The following is a 1,207-nucleotide window of genomic DNA, read 5'->3' as shown; positions in this document are numbered from 1 at the left end:
CCCCCAGGTCCGCCGCCATCGGCGTCAACAGGCTGGCAGGCAGATATTCGGCCGTGAGCAGCCCGAAAACACCCATGGCCAGCGAAAATACGGCCACCCATGCCGATGAAGACGGCTCCCCGCTATCCGTGGCCACAGAATCACGCGCGCCTGCAGCATCAACTACGTTATTGCTCATCAAAGATCCCAGTGCATTCGTGCAGCCGAGAGTTTAGGGAGCCACGTCAGGATGATCTATGATTGTCCAACCTGTATTTTTGATCGAAACCCCGAGCCGTCTCATGAGCCACGCTACACCCCAGCCCACGGATCTGATCAACGAGCTGCTGACCGGCATGCGGCTGCATGGCGTCCAATACCGGCGCATTCAGACCGGGCCGACCTTTGGTCTTGGATTTCCGCCGAAGCCAGGCCATGCCTATTTCCATTACCTGGCAGTGGGCACCGCGATTCTTCGTGGCGCGGACGGCAGCCAACACCTTCTCTCTGCCGGGGACGTCGTGCTTCTTCCCCGCGCAGAAGGCCACGCGTTGTTGTCTGGCGAGGACCATCCGGTCCAGTGCCTGGAAACGATAGACGCCGCCCCACTAGGCGACACGGTGAGTGGCATAGACACGTGCCCGAGCACCCATGCCGTGCCAAGCGCGGTGCTCTTCCACGGATGCATGGTGTTCGATCTGGGGGGCATGCAAGGATTGAGCAAGTTGATGCCGGCGGTGATGTTGGCCGATGGCAACGCCGCTCAGTTTCCTGGGCTGTTGCCGATCGTCGACGCGATGAAGCGCGAGGTGTGTTCCGGTCGCATCGGATTTGCAGGAATTCTCGCCCGGCTGGCGGATGCAGTGGCCGCCATGATCGTGCGTGACTGGGTCGAGCGCGGTTGCGACGGCGCGTCCGGCCTGGTCATGGCCATGCGCGATCCTCGTCTATCGCTGTCATTGCTTGCGCTGCACAGAGATCCCGGGCATGACTGGACCGTCGAAGCGCTCGCTGCAGCATCCAACATCTCACGGTCTGTTTTTGCAGACCGGTTCCAGACCGTCATGGGAACCGCGCCGCTGCGGTACGTGACTGAGCTGCGAATGCAGTTGGCAAGTCAATGGCTGACCCATCAGAGCCTGTCCATCGAGGTCGTGGCAGAGCGCCTGGGCTACGCCTCGCAGGCAGCGTTCAGTCGTGCCTACAAGCGCGTCATGGGGCACTCTCC

The 1,207-nt window shown here is 61.6% G+C and carries 1 protein-coding gene; it reads left to right on the top strand.

All coding sequences use genetic code 11. The annotated features are described in order from the left end of the window. Window positions 1-236: 236 nt before the first annotated feature. On the top strand, window positions 237-1,207 hold a 971-nt coding region (locus tag AC1DQP_RS20710), incomplete at its 3' end, for an AraC family transcriptional regulator (protein WP_478052458.1).

Source organism: Stenotrophomonas sp. P5_A8 (assembly GCF_056400545.1).
Note: the sequence above shows the minus strand (reverse complement) of the source record. Positions and strands in the feature narration are given on the sequence as shown.